The organism is Rhodococcus sp. DMF-1, from assembly GCF_021441945.1.
Taxonomy (GTDB): Bacteria; Actinomycetota; Actinomycetes; order Mycobacteriales; family Mycobacteriaceae; genus Rhodococcus; species Rhodococcus ruber.
This window is the reverse complement of the sequence record NZ_CP090442.1, coordinates 2,622,486-2,643,998: the sequence shown is the minus strand read 5'-3', so window position 1 is coordinate 2,643,998 and position 21,513 is coordinate 2,622,486. Positions and strand designations below refer to the sequence as shown.

Genomic DNA, 21,513 nt, shown 5'->3' with positions numbered 1-21,513 from the left:
GGGGGCGACGGCCGGGACGAAGAGGGATACGCGAGGTGGATGATGCTGGGTGTGCACGCGCAGGACGACCGGCGACGGAGCACGCGGGGATGAGTGTCGACGGTTCGGGGGACCGACGGCCGGACGACTCACGAGGCCGCCGGCCGGCCCGGCAGCGACCCAGCCGCAGGCGCGGACCCCGCGCCGCCCTTCTGCCCCAGCTCCTGGCAGCAGCAGTCGAGCGTGATCCCGCCGCGGCCGCGGTGGTGTTCGAGGACCGCACCCTGAGCTACGGCGAGCTCGACTCGGCCTCCTCCCGCCTGGCGCGACTGCTCATCCGGCGCGGGATCGGACCGGAGGACGTGGTCGCCGTCGCGTCGACCCGGTCGATCGAGTCGGTGCTGTCGGTGTGGGCCGTCGCCAAGGCCGGCGCGGCGTTCGTGCCCGTCGATCCCAACTACCCGGAGGACCGGGTCCGGCACATGATCGACGACTCGGGAGCCCGCGCCGGACTGACCCTCACCGCCTCGGTACCGGACCTGCCCGGCTCGGTGCCCTGGATCGCCCTCGATTCCACCGAGACCCGCGCCGCCCTCGCCGAACAGTCCGCGGCACCCGTCGCGCTCGACGACCGGGTCCGGACGCTGCGGGCGGAGCACCCCGCGTACGTGATCTACACCTCCGGTTCCACGGGCCGGCCCAAGGGCGTGGTCGTCACCCACACCGGACTGGAGGGCTTCTGCGCCGAACAGGTCGAGCGCTACGCGCTGACCCCGGCCTCGCGCACCCTGCACTTCGCGTCCCCCAGCTTCGACGCGTCCGTCCTCGAGTTGCTGCTCGCCGTCGGTGCGGGCTCCACCATGGTCATCGCCCCACCGTCCGTGTACGGCGGCGAGGACCTCGCGGAGCTGCTGCGCAGCCGGCAGGTCACCCACGCCTTCGTCACGCCCGCGGCGCTGGCGTCCGTCGACCCGGCCGGGCTGGACACCCTCGCGATGGTGGTCGTGGGCGGCGAGGCGTGCCCGCCGGACCTGGTCGCGCGATGGGCACCCGGCCGCCGATTCTTCAACGGCTACGGACCCACCGAGACCACCATCATGACCAACATCTCGCACGCGCTGCAGCCCGGCGAGCAGGTCACGATCGGCCGGGCAATCCGCGGAATGACCGCGCACGTGCTGGACGAGCGACTCAACCCGGTCCCGGCCGGAGTCGTGGGGGAGCTGTATCTCGAAGGCCCCGGCCTCGCCCGCGGCTACCATCGACGCGCCGCGCTGACCGCCGAGCGGTTCGTCGCCGGAGTCGGCGGCACCCGCCTGTACCGGACCGGTGACCTCGTCCGATCGGGCGAGGCCGGGCTGATCTACATGGGGCGCAACGACTTCCAGGTCAAGATCCGCGGATTCCGGATCGAGCTCGGGGAGATCGACGCCGCGCTGGCCGCGCACCCCGATGCCGACTTCGCGGTGACGGTGGGACGGGAGGCCCCCTCCGGGGAGGCCCGGCTGGTGTCGTACGTCCATCCCGTCCCGGGTGCGGACGTCGACCCCGACGCCCTGACCGAGTTCGTCTCCCACCGGCTGCCGGCCCACATGGTGCCGGCCGTGATCGTGCCGCTCGACCGGATCCCGCTGACCCCGGTCGGCAAGCTCGACCGGTCGGCCCTGCCCGAACCGGAATTGCCCACGCACGAATACCGCGCACCCCGTTCCGCCACGGAACAGGCCGTGGCAGAGGTGTTCACCGAGCTGCTCGGCGCCGAACGAGCCGGCCTCGACGACGACTTCTTCGAACTCGGCGGCAACTCCCTCGTCGCCACCCGCGCGGCCGCCCGCCTCGGGGAACGCCTCGCCACCCGGGTCCCCGCGCGGCTGTTGTTCGAGGCGTCCACCGTCGAAGGCCTCGCCGCACTCGTCGAACCCTCCGTCGGGGCGGGCGCGCAGCAACCGCTCGTCGCCGGGCCGCGCCCCGATCCGATCCCGCTGTCGCTGGCTCAGCAGCGGATGTGGTTCCTCAACCGGTTCGATCCGGCGTCGGCCGCGAACAACATCCCCGTCGCGCTGCGCGTCCGCGGGGCACTCGACGTCGATGCCCTGCGGCGGGCCCTCGCCGACGTCGTGGCACGGCACGAGGTGCTGCGCACCGTCTATCCCGAGCACGACGGCATCGGATCGCAACTGATCCTGCCGCCGGAGGAGGCGGCGCACCCGCTCGACCCGGTGCCGACGGCGCCCGACGAGATCGCCGCAGCGGTCGCCCGGCTCGCGACGGCCGGCTTCGACGTCACGTCCGAGGTGCCGCTGCGGGTCGAACTACTGCGGTCGGCCGACGACGAGCACGTCCTCGTCATGGTCGTCCACCACATCGCCGCCGACGGCGCCTCCATCGCCCCCTTCGTGCGGGACCTGGTCACCGCGTACGTCGCACGCAGCGGCGGGGCGGCCCCCGCGTGGGAACCGCTCGCGGTGCAGTACGCCGACTACGCCCTCTGGCAGCGCGCCGTGCTCGGTGACGAGTCCGACCCCGCATCACCGGCGGCGCGGGAGATCGAGTTCTGGCGGGGCGCCCTCGCCGACCTCCCCGACCGTCTCGACCTGCCGACCGACCGGCCTCGGCCGGTGGAGGCCTCGGGCCGCGGCGCCACCGTCGACTTCGAGGTCGACGCCGCCCTGCACGAGGCGGTCGAAGCCGCCGCCCAGGCGACCGGCACGTCCGCGTTCATGGTCGTCCACGCCGCGCTGGCGGTACTGCTGTCGCGCCTGTCGGGCACCGCGGACATCGCGATCGGCACACCCGTCGCCGGCCGCGGCGAGCGCGCACTCGACGATCTCGTCGGCATGTTCGTCAACACCCTCGTGCTGCGCACCCGGGTGGAGCCCGACGCCACGTTCGCCGAACTGCTCGGCCGGGTCAGGGACGTCGACCTCGCGGCATTCGACAACGCGGAGCTGCCGTTCGAGCGGCTCGTGGAGGTGCTCGATCCGGTGCGATCGGCCGGGCACCACCCGCTGTTCCAGGTGGCGCTGTTCTTCCAGAACCTCGACCGCGCCGAGGTGACCCTGCCGGACGTCGAGATCGAATCCGTCGACCTCGGTGGGGCCGTCGCCAAGTTCGATCTGCAGCTGACCGTCTCGCCCCGCGAGGAAGCCGGGAAGCCCGCCGGAATGTCGGCGCAGTTCACCTACGCGACCGACCTTTTCGACGAGTCCACGGTGCAGGGTTTCGCCGGGCGCCTGATCCGTCTGCTCGCAGCCCTCGCCGCGGGCACCGACCGCGTGGTGGGCGACCTCGACCTCCTCGACACCGCCGAGCACCGCGCCCTCGCCGCGGGCAACGACCGTGCCGTGCATCCGGTCCGGGCGGCCGGGTTGCTGGCCGCGTACCGGGACGCCGCTGCCCGTCGCCCGGACGCGGCGGCCGTCGTCTTCGGCGACGAGACGCTCACCTACGCACAGTTCGACGCGCGCGTCAACCGGCTCGCCCGGTATCTCGTCGGTCTCGGTGTCGGACCCGAAACCCTTGTGGCACTGGCTATCCGGCGTTCAATCGACCTCCCGGTCGCGATCTACGCGGTCGTCGCGGCGGGCGGCGCCTACGTCCCGCTCGATCCCGACCACCCGGCCGACCGCATCGGGCACATCCTGTCCACTGCGCAACCGGTGTGCGTCCTGAGCACCCGCGCGGACGCGGCGGACCTGCCCGGCACGGTCGCCCCCGTCCTGGTCGACGACCTCGACCTGCGGGGCTACGCGCCCGACCCGATCCGGGACGACGAGCTGGCCGGCCCGATCCGTCCCGGCACCCCCGCCTACGTGATCTTCACGTCCGGCTCCACGGGACGCCCCAAGGGTGTGTGCGTCTCACACGAGGCCATCGTCAACCAGCTCGAGTGGATGGCCCACGAGTACGAGATCGCCGCCGGCGACGTCTATCTGCAGAAGACCGCCACCACCTTCGACGTGTCGCTGTGGGGCTGGTTCCTGCCCCTGCGCGCCGGCGCCGCCCTCGTCGTCGCCACCCACGACGGTCACCGCGACCCCGTGTACGTCGCCGAGACGATCGCGCGGCACGGAGTGACGCTGACGGACTTCGTGCCGTCGATGCTGAGCGTGTTCGCCGCGCATGCGCCAGCCGGTACCTGCTCGACGCTGCGGCACGTGTTCGTGATCGGCGAAGCCCTCCCGCCCGAGACCGTCGACGCCTTCCGTCGCGTCTGCGCTGCCGCGGTGCACAATCTGTACGGCCCCACCGAGGCCGCGGTCTCGGTGACGTACTGGCCCGCCGGCGACGAGCAGCAGAGCGTGCCCATCGGCGTGCCCGAGTGGAACGTGCGCGTCTACGTCCTCGACGGCCGGCTGCATCCGGTGCCGGTCGGTGTGCCCGGCGAGCTGTACCTCGCCGGAGTGCAACTCGCGCGCGGCTACGTGGGCCGGCCGGACCTCACCGCGGATCGCTTCGTCGCCGACCCGCTCGGTGCCCCCGGCGCTCGCATGTACCGCACCGGTGACCTCGTCCGGTGGCGCCGCACCGCGAGCGGTGAGCAGGTTCTCGACTACATCGGTCGTACCGATTTCCAGGTCAAGTTCCGTGGTCAGCGGATCGAGCTGGGGGAGATCGAGTCGGCGTTGCTCGCCCAGCCCACGGTCGGCCAGGCGGTCGCACTCGTCGTCCCCACCGTCACCGGTGAGCAGTTGGTCGGGTATGTGGTCCCCGCGCCGGGTGCGACGGTCGAGACCGCACAGCTGCTCGGCGCAGTCGCCGAGACCCTCCCCGCGTACATGGTGCCCTCGGCGCTTGTCGTGCTGGATGCCTTCCCCCTCAACGCGAGCGGCAAGCTGGATCGTAAGGCGTTGCCGGAGCCGGTGTTCGAGACCCGTGGCTTCCGCGGTCCGCGCACACCCGTCGAGGAGATCGTCGCGGGCGTCTTCGCCGACGTGCTCGGCCTCGACCGCGTCGGGTTGGACGACGACTTCTTCGCGCTGGGTGGCAACTCGCTCGTCGCGACCCAGGTCGCGGCGCGGCTCGGTGCGGCACTCGACACCAAGGTGGCGGTCCGCGTGCTGTTCGAGACCCCCGGGGTGGAGGCGCTCGCGACCCGGCTCGAATCCGAGTTCGGCCGGACCCGACGCGTCGCCCTGCGCGCGCGGCCGCGGCCGGAGATCATCCCGCTGTCCCTCGCCCAGCAGCGCATGTGGTTCCTCAACCGCTTCGACCCCGATTCCGCGGTGAACAACCTTCCGCTGGCCATCCGGCTCCGGGGGAACCTCGACGTCGAGGCGTTGCGGGCGGCGATCGACGACGTGGTGTTCCGGCACGAATCGCTGCGCACGGTGTATCCGGAGGTCGACGGGGTACCGCGCCAGGTCGTACTGCCCACGGCGGATCCGGCCGCCGGACTGGAGCCGGAGCCGGTGAGCGAGACCGGCCTCGCTGCCGCGGTCGCCGCCGAGATCGGTGCCGGGTTCGACGTGACGACCGGGGTCCCGTTGCGCCTGAAGCTGTTCCGGCTGTCCAGTCGGGAACATGTGCTCGTCGTCGTGCTGCATCACATCAGCGGTGACGGATTCTCGATGGGGCCGCTGACGCGCGACGTGATGCTCGCGTATGCCGCCCGGGCCGCCGGCCGGGAACCCGACTGGGCGCCGCCGGCGATCCAGTACGCGGACTACGCGCTGTGGCAGCGGGAGGTTCTCGGCGCCGAGGACGATCCCCGCTCGGTGCTCGCGCAGCAACTCGGCTACTGGCGCGGAACGCTGTCGGGCATCCCGGACCAGCTGGACCTGCCCACGGACCGGCCCCGCCCGCCCGTCGCGTCGAATCGAGGTGCCCTGACCGGCTTCTCCATCGACGCCGGCACGCACGCGGCGCTGGCGGCGCTCGCCCGGGCGCACGGCGTCACGCTGTTCATGGTGGTCCACGCGGCGCTGGCCACCGTGCTCGCGCGGCTGTCCGGCACCGAGGACATCGTGATCGGTACGCCCGTCGCCGGGCGGGGCGAGGCCGAACTGGACGACGTCATCGGCATGTTCGTCAACACCCTGGTGCTGCGCACGCCGGTCGGGCCCGGCGACACGTTCGCCGCGCTGCTCGGGCGCGTCCGTGAGACCGACCTGGAGGCATTCGGGCATGCCGACGTGCCGTTCGAGCGCATCGTCGAGGTCCTCGATCCGGAGCGGTCCCAGGCGCGGCACCCGCTGTTCCAGATCGCGCTCAGCTTCCAGAACCTGGCGCGCACCCGCCTCGAACTGCCGGGACTGACCGTCGAACCGGTCGACTTCGACGTCGATCAGGCGAAGTTCGATCTGCAGGTGACCGTCTCGGACGTGGTCACCGAGGACGGCGAGCCGGACGGGCTGTCCGTGGCGTTGACCTATGCGACCGATCTGTTCGACGTCGGCACCATGGAGTCCTTCGCCCAGCGGTTCACCCGCGTCCTCACGGCGGTAGCCGCCGACCCGGCCACCGTGGTCGGGGACATCCCGCTCCTGCCGGACGAGGAACGCGCCACCGTGCTCGAGGCATGGAATTCGCCGGGCACTCGAGCCGCCGACGGGACTCTCGTCGGCCGGTTCCAGGCGCAGGCCCACCGGACCCCCGACGCGGTCGCCGTCACCGCCGGTGACCGCAACCTGACCTACGGGGAGCTGGCGTCGCGCGTGAACCGCCTCGCCCGCACCCTGATCGACCGGGGGGTACGACCGGACACCCTCGTGGCCGTGGCGCTCCCACGCACCGAGGAACTCGTCGTCGGGCTCCTCGCCGTGCTGCAGGCCGGCGGCGCCTACCTGCCGCTGGACCTGACGTATCCGGCCGACCGCCTCGAGTTCATGCTCCGCGACGCCGCCCCCGTCTGCGTGCTCGTCTCGGGCACCGACCGGGAAGCATTGCCCGACAGTGCTGTCGAGGCGATCGACGTGTCGGCTCTCGAGTTGTCCGCGATCTCGGACGCGCCGGTCGGCGACGACGAACGACAGGCCCCGCTACGCGGCGACAACCTCGCGTACGTCATCTACACGTCCGGTTCCACCGGCCGCCCCAAGGGCGTGCAGGTGCCGCACCGGACGGTACTGGAACTGTTCGAGAACACCTGGCCCGCATTCGAGTTCGGCGAGCACGACGTGTGGACCATGTTCCACTCCTACGCGTTCGACTTCTCCGTGTGGGAGTTGTGGGGACCGCTGCTCCACGGCGGCCGGCTCGTCGTCGTCGATCACTACACCTCGCGCTCGCCCGAGGACTTCCGCGCCCTGCTGGCCCGGGAGCAGGTGACCGTGCTCAACCAGACACCGTCGGCGTTCTACCAGCTCGCCGAGGCGGACCGCGCGGCGGCGGAAGGCGGCGGGGAGTCCGGCCTCCCGGCGCTGCGGTACGTGATCTTCGGCGGTGAGGCACTCGATCTGCGGCAGCTCGCCGGCTGGTACACCCGGCACGCCGAGGATGCGCCGCGGTTGGTCAACATGTACGGCATCACCGAGACCACCGTGCACGTCTCGCACCTCCCGCTCTCCGCGGCCGACACGACACTCGCCGCGAGCGTGATCGGCCGCGGCATCCCGGGCCTGGGCATCTATGTCCTCGACGCGCGCCTGCAGCCCGTCCCGGTCGGCGTGCCGGGGGAGATGTACGTGCGCGGGGCGCAGCTCACGCGCGGGTACCTGGGACGCGCCGACCTCACCTCCGGCCGATTCGTCGCCGATCCGTTCGGCGCTCCCGGCACCCGCATGTACCGGACCGGTGACATCGCCCGCTGGAACGCGCACGGCATGCTCGAGTACGCCGGGCGCAGCGACTCGCAAGTCCAGCTGCGCGGATTCCGCATCGAACTCGGGGAGATCGAGGCTGCTCTCACCGGGGTCGACGGTGTGGCACAGGCCGTCGCGGTCGTACGCACCGACGAGCGCACCGGCGACCGTCTCGTCGGCTACGTGGTGCCGCGCGCGGGCCGGGACCTCGATCCTGCGGCGGTGCTGGACTCGGTGGCCCGGTTCCTCACCGGCTACATGGTTCCCGACGCGATCGTGATGCTCGAGGCGTTGCCGCTCACCGCCAACGGCAAGCTCGATCGCAAAGCCCTTCCCGCTCCGGTATTCAAGGGTGACAAGAAGTTCCGTGCCCCTGGCACGGCCGCCGAGATCGCGATCGCGGAGGTCTTCGCGGAGGTCCTGGGAGTGGAACGGATCGGCGCCGACGATTCGTTCTTCGCGCTCGGAGGCGACAGCATCGTCTCGATCCAGCTGGTGTCGCGGGCGAAGGCCCGCGGTGTGGTCTTCACCCCCCGCGACGTGTTCGAACGCAAGACCGTGGCCGGGCTCGCCGAGGTCGCGCGCGTCGGTGCGGAGGCGGCGGCCCCCGCGCTGGCCGAGCTTCCCGGCGGCGGCGTCGGCGACATCCCGTTGACGCCGATCGTCCGGTACATGGTCGAACGCGGCGGCCGATTCGATCGTTACACCCAGACGCTCGCGCTGGAACTGCCGGCCGGCATCGACCGCGACGGCGTCGTGGGAACCCTCACGGCCGTCCTCGACCGTCACGACATGCTCCGGGCCCGATTGCGCCGCAACGACTCCGGTGACTGGGAGCTGTCGACCACGCCGCCGGGCAGCGTCGACGTCGATGCGCTCGTCACCCGCGTCGAGGTCGCGGCCGGGACGGACGAACAAGCGCTCGCCGACCTCGCCGCGCGGGCACTCGACGAGGCCGAGTCGCGCCTGCGACCGGCCGAGGGCGTCGTGCTGCAGTTCGTGTGGCTCGACCCGGGCGCGGCGCGCACCGGACGGCTCGTCGTCGTCGCGCACCACCTCGTCGTCGACGGCGTCTCCTGGCGCATCCTGGTCCCGGATCTCGTCACGGCGTGGGCGCAGCTGTCGAACGGTGGGCGGCCCGAGCTCCAGCCGGTCGGCACGTCGTTCCGGCGCTGGGCGCACGCCCTCGCCGAGACCGCGGTCCCGGCCCGTTCGGCCGAGCTCGGGCTGTGGCGCTCGATCGTCGAGGGCCCCGATCCGCTGCTCGGCGCGCGCCCGTTCGATCCAGCGGTCGACCTCGCCTCCACGGTGGACAAGGTGCGGATCCAGGTCGATCCCGCGACGACCGACGCGTTGCTGACGACGTTGCCCGCACGGTTCCACGGCGGCGTCAACGACGCCCTGCTCGCCGCGCTGGCGCTCGCCGTCGCCCGCTGGCGCCGCGACCGGGGCGTCGACGAGCCGTCCGCGCTGGTCCGGCTCGAGGGGCACGGTCGCGAGGAGGAGGTCGTCCCCGGCGCGGACCTCGGCCGCACCGTCGGCTGGTTCACCACCATGTACCCGGTCCGGCTCGATCTGTCCGGTGTGGATCTCGACGACGCGTTCGCCGGGGGCCGCGCCGCGGGCACCGCGATCAAGGCCGTCAAGGAGAACCTGCGCGCCGTACCGGACAAGGGCATCGGCTACGGGTTGCTGCGCTACCTCGACCCTGCCGCCGGAGCCGTGCTCGGGTCGCTGCCCGCCGGGCAGATCAGCTTCAACTATCTCGGCCGGATCGACGCCGGCGAGATCCCCGAAGGTGCTGCGGGGCTCGGCTGGCTGCCGGCCGGCGACCTCGGCGACCTGTCGGGCCGCGACGATGCCGACGCCCCCGCGATGGCCACGATCGACATCAACGCGGTCGTGATCGGCGGCCGGCTCGGAGCGAACATCGGGTATGCGAGTGGCCTCCTCGGCCGCGACGACGTCGAGAAGCTCGCCCAGTTGTGGGTGCGCGCCCTCGAAGCGCTCGCCGCACATGCTGCCCGACCCGATTCGGGCGGCCTGACCCCGTCCGACGTCCCTCTCGTGCATGTGGGCCAGAGCGACCTGGACACCTGGGAGACGCGGTACCCCACCCTGGTCGACGCGTGGCCGCTCGCCCCGCTGCAGTCCGGCCTGCTCTTCCACGCGATGCTCGCCGACGGCCGAGCCGACGTCTACACCACCCAGGTGTTGCTCCACCTCACGGGCCGGGTCGATGTGGCCCGGTTGCGCCGGGCGGCGGAGGCGCTGCTCGAGCGCCATCCCAATCTGCGCACGGCGTTCGTCGCCGGCGAGTCCGGAGAACCGGTACAGCTGGTGCTCGACGACGTCGCCCTGCCGTGGCGCGAGGTCGACTCGCTCGGGGCGGACGGCTCCGAACTGGAGTCGACGGTGCGTGCGGACCAGGACGTCCCGTTCGACATGGCCGCCCCGCCGCTGATCCGCTTCCTCGTGGTGCGGACCGCCCCGGACGCGTGGACGCTGGCCGTCAGCAGCCACCACATCCTGCTCGACGGGTGGTCGATGCCGCTGCTGCTCAAGGACCTGCTCACCCTGTATGCCACCGACGCCGACGCGACGATCCTGCCGCGGGTACCTGCGTATCGCAGCTATCTCGAGTGGTTGGCCACGCGCGACCACGTCCGGTCCCGTCAAGCCTGGGCGGACGCACTGGCGGGCCTCGAGGAGCCGGCCATGCTCGCCGAGGTGCTCGGTGACGGCGAGACGGGAGCCGCGGGCGGCGCGGAGCACCGCGTGGCAGTCGACGCCGACACCACCGCTGCACTGACCGAGTACGCGAGCCGGATCGGCGTCACCGTCAACACCGTCCTCCAGGCGGCCTGGGCCGTGCTGTTGGCGCGGTCGACCGGCCGCGACGACGTGGTGTTCGGAACCACCGTCTCCGGCCGGCCCGCCGGACTCGACGGTGTCGAATCGATGGTCGGGTTGTTCATCAACACGATTCCGGTGCGCGTCCGCCTCGACCCGGACACCACGGTCGACGCGTCGCTGCGTGCCCTGCAGGCAGAGCAGGCGGACCTGCTCGACCACCACCACATCGGGCTCGCGGAGATCCAGCAGCTCGCCGGGACCGGCGCGCTGTTCGACACCCTGCTGGTGTACGAGTCGTACCCGATCGACCGGAGCGGCCTCGAGCAGGCGAGCTCGATCGACGGCATGATCGTCGCCGGCGTGAACACTCGCGATGCGACCCACTATCCGCTCACGGTGGTGGCCACGGTCGAAGAGTCGCTGACCTTCGGGTTCAAGTACCGCAGGGACGTCTTCACGGCGTCCACCGTGCAGGTCCTCGCGCAGCGCTACCTCCGGGTGCTCGGCGGCTTCGTCGCCGGAACTGCCGGGACGACAGGACAGCTCGAGATCCTCGGCGACGCCGAGCGGGACGATCTCGTCCGGCGGACCGGAGGCCCGGCGGAACCTGCCGTGCCGTTGGCCGACCTGCTGTCCGCCGCCGCCCGCGACCCGCAGTCGCCCGCCCTGTCGTACGACGGTCGCGAACTGACCTATGCCGAGCTCGACGCCCGCTCGTCGAGGCTCGCGCGTCTGCTCATCGCGCGCGGCGTCGGACCCGAGGACGTCGTGGCCGTGGGACTGACCCGCTCCTTCGAGTCCGTCGTCTCGGTGTGGGCGGTCGCCAAGACCGGCGCAGCGTACGTTCCCGTCGATCCCAACTACCCCGCAGACCGGGTCCTGCACATGGTCACCGACTCCGGGGCGCGGACCGGCCTGACCGTGGCGGCCGAACGCACTGTCCTGCCCGACACGATCCCGTGGGTGGTGCTCGACGACGATGGGATCGAGTCCGAACTCGACGCGCTGTCGACTGCGCCGGTGACCGACCGCGACCGGCTGCGTCCGCTGCGCGTGGACAATCCCGCCTACGTCATCTACACCTCCGGTTCCACCGGGCTGCCGAAGGGCGTCGTCGTCACCCACACCGGGCTGGCGAACTTCGCCGCAGAACAGCACGAGCGTTACGCCCTCGGCCCGGCGACCCGGGCGCTGCACTTCGCGTCGCCGAGCTTCGACGCGTCGGTGCTCGAACTGCTGCTCGCGGTCGAGCCCGGGGCCACGCTGGTGATCGCGCCGCCCACCGTCTACGGCGGCGCAGACCTGGCGGACCTGCTGCGCCGCGAACGCGTCACCCATGCGTTCGTGACTCCGGCGGCTCTCGCGTCGGTCGACCCCGCGGGTCTCGACGACCTGCGGACCGTCGTGGTCGGCGGCGAGGCCTGCCCACCCGAGCTCGTCGCGCGATGGGCGCCGGGCCGGGCGTTCCACAACGGGTACGGGCCCACCGAGACCACCATCATGACCAACATCAGCGATCCGCTCACCCCCGGCGGTCCGATCACCATCGGCGGGCCGCTCCGGGGCACACGCTCGCTCGTCCTCGACGGCCGGCTCCGTCCCGTGCCGGTCGGGGTGGCGGGTGAGCTGTACCTGTCCGGCGTCCAGTTGGCCCGGGGTTACCACGCCCGGGCATCGCTGACCGCCGCCCGGTTCGTCGCCGACCCGTACGGCACCGGCAACCGTCTCTACCGCACGGGCGATGTCGTGCGATGGACCGAGTCCGGTGAGATCGAGTACGTGGGCCGGTCGGACTTCCAGGTGAAGATCCGCGGCTTCCGGATCGAACTCGGGGAGATCGACGCCGTGCTCCGTCGAGATCCGTCGGTCGACTTCGCCGTCACCGTCGGCCGGACGTCCGAGGCGGGGGTCGTGAGGTTGGTCTCCTACGTGACCGCGCGGCCGTCGGCGACCGTCGACACCGCCGCGTTGCTGGCCTCGGCGGCGAGGGCGCTGCCGGGGCACATGGTGCCGTCGTCGATCGTCGTCCTCGACGACGTGCCTCTCACCCCGGTGGGCAAGCTCGACCGTGAGGCGCTGCCGGAACCGGACACCGCCACCCGCCCGTACCGCGCCCCGGAGACCGAGGTGCAGCGGGTCGTCGCGGACATGTTCGCCGAAGTGCTCGGGCTCGACCGGGTCGGCCTCGACGACGACTTCTTCGAACTCGGGGGCAATTCCCTGGTGGCGACCCAGGTCGTCGCGCGCCTGCGGGATGTCCTCGGGGTGCAGGTGCGGGTGCCGTGGCTGCTCGCGGCACCGACGGTGGCGGCGTTCGCCGCACGTCTCGGAGGCGGCGTCGGAGAGGACGCGGCGCTCGCCGTCGTACTACCGCTGCGCGCCGGTGAGCCCGACGTGACGCCGCTGTTCTGCATCCATCCGATGATCGGCCTGGCGTGGCCCTATGCGGCCCTTGCCGCGCGGCTCGCTCCCGGCCGCCCGGTCTTCGGGCTGCAGACGCCGGCGCTCACGGACCCGGGATTCGTGCCGACGTCGATCGAGGCGCTCGCGCGGCGATATGCCGACGAGATCGTGCGGGTCCGACCCGGCGGCCCCTACCGGCTGGCAGGCTGGTCGCTCGGGGGTGTGCTCGCCCACGCGGTGGCGGTGGAGTTGCAGGCCCGAGGCCTGCGAGTCGAACACCTCGCGATGCTCGACTGCATTCCGCGGATCGACACGGACCGCTTCGGCACGGAATTCGCCGAGAATCTCCGCAGCCTCGGAGTGGACGTGGATCCGGAGGCGCTCCGCGACGGTCTGCCGCCGGAGGCGGCGAGCGCCGTGGCTGCCGCGGTGCCCGCCGAACTGATCGACCTCGACGCGCAGCGAGTACAGCGCATCTTCGCTACCGCGGTGCTCTCCCCGGAGTTGATCAACCGGCACGAGCCGGGACTGTTCGCCGGCGACGTCGCCTTCTTCAGTGCGCGTGACGAACACCCGAGCGAAGCGGATGCGGCGAACCTGTGGGCCCCGCACGTGACCGGCCGGGTCCGGAACCGGTTCGTACCGGGGGCGCACGGCGCGATGATGGATCCCCCCGCACTCGACGTGATCGTGCCGGAGTTGGATCGTGACTCGATCGATGTGACGGATGTGATCGGTGAGGTTTATGACCCGCCGTCCGCAAGGTAACGTTCGTCCGCGTGCTGTCGATTCAGTACATGCTGCGCCGCAGGGCGCACCCCGGTCCGCCGGGGTTCGGGGACGCCCGCCTGCCGGGCCTGAGGAGGTTGACGGAATGAGTGTTGTCGAGTCGCGGAGCCGCGCTCGGAGGATGGGAGCAGCCGCGATCTCGGCGGCGGTACTTGCGCTGCCGCTGTTCACGGGCGCCTCGTTCGCCTCGGCCGACCCGGTGGCCGACACGCTGCAGCCCATCACGGCCGTCACGTCCGAGAACGGGTCGTACATCACCAAGATCGAGAACTACGGTGAGCAGCAGCTGCTCGTCTGGGTGTACTCGGCGTCGATGGACGAGGAGATCCTGCTGGACGTGTGGCGCCCGGCCGACACCAGCAAGCCCGCGCCGACGCTGTACCTGCTCAACGGCGCCGGCGGCGGCGAGGACATGGCCACGTGGCGGGGCCGTACCGACGCGATCGAGTTCTTCAAGGACAAGCACGTCAACGTCGTCTCGCCCGTCGGCGGCATGTTCAGCTACTACACCGACTGGAAGAACCCCGATCCGCAGCTCGGTGTGAACAAGTGGGAGACCTTCCTGACCAAGGAGATTCCGCCGCTGGTCGACGGGGCCCTCGGTACCACCGGAGTCAACGCCGTCGCCGGCATCTCCACCTCGGGCACCTCGGTGTTCCAGCTGCCCATGGCCGCGCCGGGGCTGTACCGGGGTGTCGCTGCCTACAGCGGATGCGCACAGACGTCCGACCCGATCGGCCAGCAGTTCGTCAAGATCACGGTCGAGACGTGGGGCAGCGGCGACACCGAGAACATGTGGGGACCGACGAACGACCCGATGTGGGCGGAGAAGGACCCGTACGTCAACGCCGAGAAGTTGCGCGGGCTCGAGATGTACATTTCCAACGGCAGCGGCCTGCCCGGTCCGCACGACACGCTGACCGGCCCGGAGATCGACGGTGACGCGGGAGTGCTGGCCAACCAGATCGTGGTCGGCGGCGTGATCGAGGCCGCAACCAACTACTGCACCCACAACCTGAAGAACCGGCTCGACAGCCTGGGCATCCCCGCGACCTACAACTTCCGCGAGTCCGGAACCCACTCGTGGGGCTACTGGCAGGACGACCTGAAGGACTCGTGGCCGGTGCTGCAGCGAGCCCTCGGCATCTGATCTCCGGTCCTCGGATCACTCGTACACGCGAACGGCCCCTCCCGGCGGGAGGGGCCGTTCGCGTGCCGCGACTGTCGAGTGTCTAGCCGGTGGGAGGCGCCGTGCACGGGGCCGGCACGGTCTCGGCGTACTGCGGATCGAGAGCCGACTTCACCAGGTGCAGCGACTCGGGCAGTTCGAGCAGGGCGAGGTGATCGGCCGGGCTGGTCGGACACGCGTCCTCGAGCCACACGTTGTGCACCACGCTGTTCTCGCTGGGCTGCAGGAAGGCATTCTCCGGTGGCGTGGCGACCGTGTCCTGACGGGTGGCGATCGAGGTGTACTCGATTCCCGGCAAGGTCTCGGCCCCGGAGTTGAGCCGGGCCAACACGCGCGATCCGATCAGCTGCTGACGTCCCGCGATACCGAAGACCATCTGCGCGAGGCGTTCGGTGGCCCATTCCTCGTTCCCCAGCCCGAGACGGGCGAACAGGGAGTACAGCTGCTGCATGCCATTGAACGTGGTTCCGTGGTTGGTGGCGCCGAGCATCACCAGTTTGTCGACCTTGTTGCGGTCCGGGTCCACCGGGTCCGCGCCACCCTCGAACCGCAGGTACTGGCGGGAGACCGGTCCACCCTGCGAGTGCCCCACGAGGTCGACCTGGTCCGCTCCGGTGTGAGTGAGCACCGCATCGACGAACTCGCCGACCTGCTTCGCGGAGTCCTCGATGCTCCCGACCCCCCAGACCATCAGCTCCGGGTCGACCAGCGAGCGGATGCCGCCGTAGTTCAGGGCGTAGACGCAGTAGCCGAGATCGGCGAGCTGCGGGGCTGCAACGGCCCACGTGCCGGTCATGTCCATCCTCGTCCCGTGGACGAGAACAACCGGCCGGGGATGCTCGGGGGAGGGCACACAGTCGAGGTCGTTCGCTCCGGCGGGACTCGGCCCCATCGAGTCGAGCAGCGCCGGCAAGGACGTGGGCTCCGCGGCAGTCGTGGGCTCCGCGGCAGCCGTGGGCAGTGCCGGCCCGGCGGCGGCCAGGGCGGCCGCCATCACGGCGACGGTGATCCGGCGGGCATACTTCATCGGCATTCCTCCGTGGGCCGCACTGGGTGACAGTGCCTCGGCTGCTTGCTGCAGCCGTTGTGCGGCCGCGGTCGGCGGACAGGATAACAGCCGGGGGTGGCCGCTCGGGGTCGCCGCGATCAGCCCTCCTCGGCCGCGCGCCGATAGCCCCGGATGGCCGGCACCGTGAACAAGGCGACGGCGAGGAAGAACCACAGCAGTGTCTTGACGAGCGGTTCGGCGAGCGGACCGCCCATCGCCAGCGCCTTCATCGCGTCGATCGCACACGACATCGGCTGGTTCTCCACGATCGGTTGCAGCCACCTCGGGTAGGCCATCACCGGGACGAACCCGGAGTTGAAGAACATCAGCAGGGTGCACCCGATCGACACCAGTTCCACGAGAGGCAGCTTGCTCGACATGGTGGCGAGGACGGTGACCATGAGGGCGAACCCGATCCCGAAGAGGATCGGGATCACCAGAATCCCGAGCACGGCGAGGTATCCCTGCGTGAACCGGAACCCCAGAGCCACCCCGGCCGCCAGGATGACGATGGTGGTGGCCAGCACCCGGACCGCCTCGGCGAACATCCGGCCCAACAGCCCGGCCGCCCGGTGGATCGGCAGGGTGTAGAAGCGGCCGAGCAGTCCCGTCTGCCGCTCCGTACGCAGACCCACGGCGCTGACCACCGAGCCGAACATGGCACCGACGAGGATGATCATCGGGACCGTGCCGTAGATCGCGGGCTGACCGGTCGCGGCGGTCACGGTGTTGCCGAGCACGACCCGGAACATCAGCAGGGTCAGCGCGGGGTAGAGCAGAGCCTGGATCATCGTCGCGGGATCGCGCGCCCAGCGCAGCAGCAGGCGCCCGCACTGGATTCGGCTGTGCTCCCACAGCGCCGCCGACGATCGCTCCGGGTGGGCGCGCGTGGGGTCCAGGAAGGCGAATGCGGCGCCGTCGGCGTCGACGGGCCGGGCGTCGGGCGTTCCGGTCATCTGCGGATCACCCCCGCCTCGTGCTGGCCCACACGGCGAGCGGCGCGAACACGAGCGCGAGACCCGTGCACCAGGCCACGGTGGGGAAGAGGACCTGCCAGGTGACGCCGCCCTCCGCCATGTCCTGCATGGCGAACGAGAACTGCGAGATGGGCTGGTTGCGGACGAACGGCCGGATCCACTCGGGGAAGCCCTCCTCCGGGACGAAGCCGCACGAGAGCATGCCGAGGATCAGCTGCGGCAGCGTCAGGGCCTGCGCGGTGGCCTCGGGACTCTTCGACAGCGTGCCGATCGCGTCGGCGCCCAGCGCCAGGACGAGACTGATCGCCAGGGCGGTGGCACAGAACAGCATCGCCTGGGCGAATCCCGCCGAGAACCGGAACCCGATCGCGTACCCGAACAGCAGCGCCCCCGCCAGGGACACGACGGACCGCAACATCGCGCTCGACATCCGGGAGAGCAGCGGGACCGCGCTGAACACGGGCATGGTCTGCAACCGGCTCGTCAGGCCCGTCATCGCCTCGCCCGAGGACAGCTGCGCCGCCGAGATGGCGGTGAACGCCATCGCCTGCAGGACGATGATCGGCATCAGGTACTGCGCGTAGTCGATGCCCTGCAGCGACATGACGAACTTCAGCGGCAGGTAGAAACCGAGGCCGAAGACGACCGGGGTGATCGCGGCGACGACGAGCTCGCCGTACCGCGCCATGGTGCGAACGGTGCGCATCGTGAGCGCACTCCACTGGTTGAGCACCGTCGGGTCGGCCCGTCGGTGCGAACCGACCCGCTTCTCCGGGAGGGTGATCTTCGCGTCGTGCCGCACCCGCTGGGCGCTGATGCTCTTGGTGTGCACGGTCACGCCGGCTCTCCCGTCGTCGGTTCCTGGGCATCGGCGCCGGCCGTGTGGCCGGTGAGGCTGAGGAACACGTCGTCGAGCGACGGCCGGCGCAGACCGATGTCGGCCAGCTCGATCCGGGTGGGTGCCAGCCGGCGCAGGGCCTCGGCGAGGGTCGCCGGACCGTGCGGCGCCGGGATGGAGACCCGGTCGTTGGAGTCGGACGCGGCCAGTTCCGCCCGGACGTCGCCCGGGACGAGGTTGCCGAGTGCGTGCACCACCCACGGCAGGGCCTTCGGATCGGCCGGGACGATCTCGCAGTAGCTGCCTCCGGTCGAGGCCTTGAGCTGGTTGGCCGTGCCCTCGGCGACGACGGTGCCCCGGTCGATGACGATGATGTTGTCGCTGAGCAGGTCGGCCTCTTCGAGGTACTGCGTCGTCAGCAGCACCGTGATGCCCTGCTTCTTGAGCGCGCCGACCAGGGACCAGACGCCCTGCCGGCTGCGGGGATCGAGACCGGTGGTCGGCTCGTCGAGGAAGACCACCTCGGGGCGCACGACGAGACCGCACGCGATGTCGACGCGGCGGCGCATGCCGCCGGAGTAGTGCCGCACCGCCCGTTTGCCGGCGTCGACCAGGTCGAATTCGCGGAGCAGATCGTCGGCGCGCTGGCGGGCGGCCGCGCGGTCGAGACCCATCAGACGGCCGAAGAGGATCAGATTCTCCCGGCCCGACAGCGTCTCGTCGAGGGCGGCGTACTGCCCGGTCATCATGATCGAGCGGCGCACGGCGGCCGGGTCGGCGACCACGTCGTGTCCCGCGATCACCGCGCGCCCGCTCGTCGGGCGCAGCAGTGTGGACAGGATCTTCACCGTCGTGGTCTTGCCGGCGCCGTTGGGACCGAGAATGCCGAGGACCGAGCCGCGCGGGGCGGAGAACGTGATGCCCTTGAGGGCATGGACGTCGCCGAACGACTTGTGCAGGTCGTCGACGAGGACCGCTTCGTCGTGGTATCTCAGCATCACTCTCCGCCGTGGAACTCTCGGTCGGCCGCTCGCGGACCCGTCGACGAGTAGATCCCGCCGTCACGCCGCGATGTTACCGGCCGCCCCGTGCGGTCCGGGTGGCCTGCGAGTGCCGCGCGGCGGCCGCGTCAGCTCCAGACGCCGATCTCGTCGAGGTGCCGGACCAGGCGCCGGGCCCCGTCGGTGAAGTGCCGGCGGGTCTCCTCACCTGCGGAATCGGTGTCCGCGCGGCCGAGCGCGTCGATCAGGCGGCGGTGCGACGCGACGGCGGCGGCGCCCCAGGCGGGGTCGGACGAATAGAAGTGCACCGGGGTGTAGCGGGTGGCGTTGAGTAGGAACCACGACAGTTTCCGCGCGCCGGTCACGCGGTTGAGGGTGCGGTGGAACGCGAATTCGAGGTCCTCGATCCGCGCCCCGTCACCGCCGCGCACCGCCTCGGCGAGACGTTCGTTGAGGTCGGAGAGTTCCGCGACGGTCTCCGGGGTGATCGCCGCCGCCGCCCGGCGCGCGAGCTCCTCCGCGATCTGTCCCTGCAGCCAGAACAGGTCGTCGATGTCGCCCCGGCTCAACGGCGCGACGACGTAACCGCGGTGTGGAACGAGCTCCACGAGTCCCTCGCCGCGCAGTGTGAGCAATGCCTCACGCACGGGGGTGACGCTCACGCCGAGTTCGGCGGCGGTCTCGTCCAGCCGGATGAAGTCACCGGGCCGGACCCCGCCGGACATGATGAGGTTGCGGACGTGCACCGCCACGTCGTCCGACAGCTGTGGCCTGCGGCGCAGCGGCCGGCCCCCGGACGCCCGGGACTGGGCAGAAGACGTCATCGGCACTCCCTACAGTCCTGCGTTCCGGTATACCGGTCGGTTCCGTCCGACGGATTATCGCGCACCGGTCACCCGCCGTGGGGGAGGGTGGCTCGGTGTGCTCGCCCTGCGGGTATGCGAAGCCGGCACTAACGTCGAGCCGGTGAGTCACCGAACGTCTCGGCGCCGATTCCTCGGCACCGCTGCCGGCGGCGTCGTCGGACTCGGATTGCTCCCCGGCGTACGTGCCGAGGCCCGGCCGGTGTCTCGTCTTCCCGACCCGGCGACCGTCCCGGCCACCGATCCGGCCATGTTGAGCGCGGTCGAGGCGGCCAGTCTGCTGCAGTCCGGACAGCTGCATCCGCGCGAACTCCTCGATGCGTACCTGCGCCGTACCCGGGACCACGACGGCGGCGTCGGCGCGTGGATCCACCTCTATCCGGACCTCGCCTATGCCGCCGCCGACGCGGCGGCCACCCGGCTCACCGCCGCCCGGACGACGGGCGAGCCCGTCTCGCCGGTGTGCGGGCTGCCGATCGCGCTCAAGGATCTGTTCGCGGTGGGCGGGCTTCCGCTCACGGCGTCGAGCAACGTGCTCCGGGACAACGTCGCCGCCGGGGATTCCGGCGTGTGGCGCCGGCTGCGGGACGCCGGGGCGGTCCTGCTCGGTCACGTGCACACCGACGAGTTCGCGATCGGTGTCGTGACCCCACAGGTGGCGAACCCGTGGAACCCGCGGTACTCCCCGGGCGGCTCGTCGGGCGGCAGCGCGGCCGCGGTGGCGGCCCGCTTCGCCCCCTTGTCCGTCGGGAGCGACACCGGCGGTTCGCTGCGGCTGCCGGCGAGCGCGTGCGGCGTCTCGACGATCAAGCCGACGTACGGGCGGGTCACCTCGCACGGGATGATCCCGCTCACCTGGACCAGGGACCATCCCGGCCCCATCGGGCACAGCCTCGCGGACGCCTCGCTGCTGCTCGGTGTCCTCGCGGGCGAGGAGACGGACGACCCGGTGACGGCCGGCGGCCCCGGCGTGCCCGAGGGGGGCTACCCGCTGACACCGCCCGCCGGGGCGACCCCGCTCGCGGGCGTCCGTATCGGCCTCCCGCACGGCGCGACCGACCGGTTGGCACCGGAGCTGCGGCGGCTGTTCGACGAGTTCCTCGCGACGGCGCGCGCACTGGGTGCCGAGCTCGTTCCGGTGTCGATGCCCCACCCGCCGGAGTCGCTCCTGGCCGGTGACACCGCGGAGATGGGCGCCTACCACCGGCAGTTCGCCGACCGGATCGGCGAGTACCGCATCGACCTCGCGCCGCTCGTCAGTGCCGCAGTGGCCTCTCTGGCGCTGCCCGTCGCCGACTACTTCTCGCTGGAGCAGGACCGGCTGCGTTATCAGCACCAGTACAACGCCATGTTCCGCGACCACGAGCTCGACGTGATCGCCCTGCCGGGCGCGCTCGACGACGGCTGTCCCCGCGATGCGTTCGCGGGTCTGAGCGTGCTGTCCGGGGTGGCCGGCGACGTCCAGTGGGCCAATTACACCGGCGCCCCGGCTGTTTCGTTCCCCGTCGGCCGCTCGGCGGTGACCGGGCTGCCGTTCGGCGTCCAGCTGGGTGCGCTGCCGTGGCAGGAATCCGGGTTGATCTCGGTGGGGCTGGCCCTGCAGGAGGCGCTGCCGGTGTGGCGCGAGGTGCCGACGGTCGCGCCGGCGGCGCGGGAACTGCCGGTGGTCACGCCGACGGTTCCGGGCCCGGGTCCCGATCCGACCAATACGCTCGGGGCGGCGGCGCCGGTGCGGACGCCGGCGACCCTGTCGACCGGAGGATTGTGACGGCCGTCCTGCCGACGCGAAGTTGAGAATGCCGGGGCGGTCCTGCATACTGGTCGGGTT

The 21,513-nt window shown here is 71.4% G+C and carries 8 protein-coding genes; 3 read left to right on the top strand and 5 right to left on the bottom strand.

Going from position 1 to position 21,513, the window contains the following annotated elements; genetic code table 11:
• Positions 1-89 precede the first annotated feature (89 nt).
• Both LZP97_RS12245 and LZP97_RS12240 read left to right on the top strand, forming a co-directional pair.
• Positions 90-13,748 carry a non-ribosomal peptide synthetase gene (locus LZP97_RS12245; protein ID WP_048773489.1) on the top strand — a complete coding sequence of 4,553 codons (13,659 nt, stop codon included), beginning with the start codon at positions 90-92 and terminating at the stop codon, positions 13,746-13,748.
• Between the two features lie 142 nt (positions 13,749-13,890).
• Complete coding sequence (locus LZP97_RS12240; RefSeq protein WP_010595609.1) at positions 13,891-14,919, top strand: alpha/beta hydrolase; 1,029 nt, start codon at positions 13,891-13,893, stop codon at positions 14,917-14,919.
• An 82-nt stretch (positions 14,920-15,001) separates the two neighbouring features.
• Here the strand turns inward: LZP97_RS12240 and LZP97_RS12235 are convergent, their stop codons facing one another.
• The 5 genes from LZP97_RS12235 to LZP97_RS12215 form a co-directional block, all read right to left on the bottom strand.
• On the bottom strand, positions 15,002-15,985 hold the full coding sequence (locus LZP97_RS12235) for a lipase family alpha/beta hydrolase (RefSeq protein WP_017681446.1): 984 nt from the start codon (positions 15,983-15,985) through the stop codon (positions 15,002-15,004).
• Positions 15,986-16,104: 119 nt separating this feature from the next.
• Entirely contained in the window at positions 16,105-16,962 is an 858-nt protein-coding gene (locus LZP97_RS12230) for an ABC transporter permease (protein WP_017681445.1), read from the bottom strand.
• Between the two features lie 7 nt (positions 16,963-16,969).
• Entirely contained in the window at positions 16,970-17,821 is an 852-nt protein-coding gene (locus LZP97_RS12225) for an ABC transporter permease (RefSeq protein ID WP_017681444.1), read from the bottom strand.
• Positions 17,818-18,819, bottom strand: coding sequence for a daunorubicin resistance protein DrrA family ABC transporter ATP-binding protein (locus tag LZP97_RS12220; protein ID WP_010595606.1), 1,002 nt, complete (start codon positions 18,817-18,819; stop codon positions 17,818-17,820). Before LZP97_RS12220 ends, LZP97_RS12225 begins: the two co-directional genes overlap by 4 nt.
• Positions 18,820-18,950: 131 nt before the next feature.
• Positions 18,951-19,646 carry a GntR family transcriptional regulator gene (locus LZP97_RS12215; protein WP_026137935.1) on the bottom strand — a complete coding sequence of 232 codons (696 nt, stop codon included), beginning with the start codon at positions 19,644-19,646 and terminating at the stop codon, positions 18,951-18,953.
• Between the two features lie 142 nt (positions 19,647-19,788).
• Here LZP97_RS12215 and LZP97_RS12210 point away from each other — a divergent pair, with 142 nt between their 5' ends.
• Positions 19,789-21,453, top strand: a complete 1,665-nt coding sequence (locus LZP97_RS12210; protein WP_040272334.1) for an amidase — start codon at positions 19,789-19,791, stop codon at positions 21,451-21,453.
• The last annotated feature ends 60 nt before the right edge of the window (positions 21,454-21,513 follow it).